Annotated in this window: 3 protein-coding genes; all 3 read right to left on the bottom strand. The window is 42.4% G+C overall.

Going from position 1 to position 3,872, the window contains the following annotated elements; genetic code table 11:
• Positions 1-71: 71 nt before the first annotated feature.
• The 3 genes from AN214_RS21425 to AN214_RS21435 are packed head-to-tail and all read right to left on the bottom strand — an operon-like array spanning position 72 to position 3,590.
• On the bottom strand, positions 72-458 hold the full coding sequence (locus AN214_RS21425; protein ID WP_054981575.1) for a hypothetical protein: 387 nt from the start codon (positions 456-458) through the stop codon (positions 72-74).
• A 41-nt stretch (positions 459-499) separates the two neighbouring features.
• Positions 500-1,960, bottom strand: coding sequence for an NAD-dependent succinate-semialdehyde dehydrogenase (locus AN214_RS21430; protein WP_054981576.1), 1,461 nt, complete (start codon positions 1,958-1,960; stop codon positions 500-502).
• Entirely contained in the window at positions 1,947-3,590 is a 1,644-nt protein-coding gene (locus tag AN214_RS21435; RefSeq protein WP_054981577.1) for an FMN-binding glutamate synthase family protein, read from the bottom strand. Before AN214_RS21435 ends, AN214_RS21430 begins: the two co-directional genes overlap by 14 nt.
• Between the last annotated feature and the right edge of the window lie 282 nt (positions 3,591-3,872).

Genomic DNA, 3,872 nt, shown 5'->3' on the forward strand with positions numbered 1-3,872 from the left:
TGTAGTTGTTCTACATTGATAAATTCTAACGCAGTTAGCATGATATTTAGCCCGCTAGGATGATTAGCTACTTAAGTGAATTGGTATAAACGCTTTTCTCGCCATATTTTTAGGTATAATAACCCGAGAGTCAGCTCGGTGATTATTGCTAAGAAAATCCCCACACCTGCATTACCTAGCGTAAATTCAATACTCCCCAGTATTGCCAAGCCAAACATAATCACCATAAAACTCAAGCTAACAGCTTGCAGTGTAGTGCTGTCTGATATGTTGCGTATTTGCCAAGATACCAATGCAAGCCCAAGAAATAGAATGCTTGCTCTACGTCCCATAAAATAGGTTGCATCGCTGGCTTCAATATTAAATAGATAAAAAAGCAGCTCAGGCACTCCCATTAGGGCGACTGAAAGTAACGCAGCGATTAACGCTGTGATAGCTGATAATTTATAAAAACTCATAATTCATCTCCTTTGAAAGTAAACACTAAGAGTGCGAGTTATTAGCTTGATAAATTACCGAAACACAAATACTTAGTTTCAAGGTAGTCATCTAGGCCAACTTTCGATCCCTCGCGGCCGTAACCGGACTGTTTTACGCCACCAAATGGGGCGGCGGCATTTGAAATAACGCCCTCATTAATACCAAGCATGCCAAACTTTAATTGATTGGCTGCGCGCATAATGCGATTAATGTTTTGGCTATAAAAATAAGCGGCAAGGCCATACTCAGTATCGTTAGCGAGATTGATAGCGGTTTGTTCATCATCAAAGCTAAAAATAGTGGCTACGGGGCCAAAAATCTCGTTTTGTGCAATCTCCATGGTGTTGTTGCAGTTGGTTAAAATAGTTGCTGGGTAGCCTGTTTCAGTTGCTTCACCTTGGTAGTGAATATGTGCACCTTCACTTAGCGCTGTATTAACTAATTGTGTGACTTTATCAATTGCGGCTTGGTTAATAAGCGGGCCAAGTTGCACATCGTTAAGGCCATTGCCTTGTTTTAACTGCTTTAACTTTTCTGTGAAGATGGCTAAAAACGACTGTTTAATGGATTCGGCAAGATAAATACGATTGGCGCACACACAGGTTTGCCCTGCATTTCTAAATTTTGCTGCAATTAACCCAGTTGCTGCTGCCTCTAAATCAGCATCGTCAAAAACAATAAATGGCGCATTACCACCAAGCTCCATCGACACTCGTTTAACCGTTGATGCGGCTTGTTTGGTTAGTAATTTCCCCACTCTTGTAGAACCGGTAAAGCTAAACTTGGCAATATCTGCATGGGTTGTTAACACCTCGCCAATGGCTTTAGCATTAGTACCCACAACCACATTAAAAACACCTTTTGGTATGCCTGCCTGTTGGCTTAATTCAGCCATTGCTAGCGCACTTAAAGGCGTTAACTCTGATGGTTTCACAATAAAACAACAGCCTGCAGCAAGTGCAGCTGCGGCTTTTCGGGTGATCATCGCATTAGGGAAGTTCCAAGGTGTAATCGCCGCAACAACACCAACAGGGTGTTTTGTTACAATTACTTGCTGAGAACTACTTAGTGCAGGAATGGTATCGCCGTAAACTCGCTTGGCTTCTTCGCAAAACCACTCAATATAACTAATGCCGTATTTAATTTCGCCGCGCGCTTCCGCCAGTGGTTTACCTTGCTCTAAGGTGAGTAATAGCGCTAAATCGTCAAGATTTTCTATTAATAATTCGCCCCACTTTTTAAGTTGAGTTGCTCGTTCGTAGGCGGTGGTACTTTGCCATGCGTGTTGAGCGCTTTTGGCGGCAGAAACCGCATCTTCAACTTGCGTTATCTCAATATCATCAACCTGCAGTAGTGACTCATTGTTAAAAGGATTAACAACATCAAATGAGCTGTTTGATGATAACCACGAGCCGTTAACGAAACTACTTTGTTTAATCAGTGATTGGTTTTTTAACTGCGATAAATTAGGTGTTGTCACGTACTAACTCCTGTGGTTTTAAAATAGTCTCGTCATATACGTAAAAGTGCTCGCTTGAGGCTTGCTGCCACCAGATACTCCAATTGCCAAGTGGCCTATCTTCCAGTATCTCACCTTTGCGTAACGGTTTTATTAAGCTGCCAACCGACATTAGCAAGCCGTAGGGCGTTCTGCGTTTTACCATTTGCGGCAATAGTTTATCGGGGTCGTCTAACCCCATGCTACCGAGTAATTCATAAAAGGCGTGTAGGGTATTTTTATGAAAGTTTTTAACTCGCTCACTTTTACTTTCAACATCGATTGCTTTTGCGCGCGCAGGGTCTTGTGTGGCAATGCCAGTTGGGCACTCGTTAGTATTACAACTGCGAGATTGAATGCAGCCTAATGCCATCATCATAGTTCGCGCAGCGTTCACAGCGTCTGCGCCAATTGCAAGTTTTGCTAATAGATCGAATGCCGATGCGGTTTTACCAGAGGCAATAATGCTAATTCTATCGCGAATACCAACGCCAATTAATGCGTTATGAATAAGGTAAACACTTTCAAGGCAGGTCATGCCTAAGCGGTTTGAAAATTCAACGGGCGCAGCACCTGTGCCACCCTCAGCGCCATCAACTGTAATAAAATCGGGGTAAATATCCAGTTCTAACATGGCTTTACAGATTGCTAAAAACTCCGCGGGGTTGCCTAAACAAAGTTTAAACCCCACAGGTTTGCCTTGGCTAAGTTCGCGTAATTCAGCAACAAAGTTAAGTAATTCTTTTGGCGTTTTGCACTTGGGATGCGCCGCTGGCGATATACAGTCTTTATCTTGGTCCACTAATCGAATACGTGCTATTTCGTCGGTAATTTTTGCTTTAGGCAATACACCACCATGGCCTGGTTTTGCACCTTGCGATAGCTTTATTTCAATCATTTTAACTTGCGGTAATGCGCTTTTAGTGCGAAATACTTCATGGTCAAAGTCGCCATCTTGTGTACGACACGAAAATAACCCAGAACCGATTTGCCAAACAATGTCGCCACCGTGTTTTAGATGATAAGGGCTGAGCCCGCCTTCACCAGTATTGTGGTAAAAACTACCTTTATGGGCACCTAAGTTAAGCGCTTCAATGGCGTTTTTACTTAACGAACCAAAACTCATTGCAGAAATATTTAAGCGAGATGCCGAGTAGGGTTGTTTGCAATCCGGCCCGCCAATTAGCGTGCGCTTATACTCTTCTTTTACGTCACACGGCGCGAGCGAGTGCCATAAACTTAAATAATTTTCTTCCAGTAAATCGCGCTGCGTACCAAAGGCAATAGTATCGCGCACCGATTTTGAGCGTTGGTAAACAAGCGAACGTTGCTCGCGGTTAAAGGGTTTTTCTTCGGTGTCGTTGGCAATAAAATATTGCTGTATTTCAACGCGAAATGACTCTAAAAAATAGCGAATGTAAGCAACAACTGGGTACAACCGGTTTAAATTACGCTTTGAGAAAAAGATATCGAAAAAGCCAATCGCACTGTAAAGAAGGGTAAAAATAAACAGCGATAGTGTTAGGTCATCAGGATGCTGTTGCCATAAAAAAAATGTAGCAGCGTTTCCTAAGGTGAGCATTAACCAATAGGTTTTTTGCATAATAGTCATGTAGTTTACTCTTATTTTGCTGACGGATGCGTATAAGAGATAAAGGATTGACGCGAGACGACTAATTTGGGCAACCCTTGCACTCGCCTCTAATTTTGCATAATAACGTGGTCTTTGTCACTGAAAGAAAAAGGAAACCGCATTGATTTCCTTTTATTCAGAAAGGGTTGGGTTCTGAATTAATAATTAGTCTTAGGGTCTGTTGACCTTTCAAGTTCGTTTTTGCAGCAGTTTGATTGGGTTTTATACAAGGCAGAGGCTGCGTGGCATAGTTATTCTATG

This window comes from Pseudoalteromonas sp. P1-9, assembly GCF_001399975.1.
Taxonomy (GTDB): domain Bacteria; phylum Pseudomonadota; class Gammaproteobacteria; order Enterobacterales; family Alteromonadaceae; genus Pseudoalteromonas.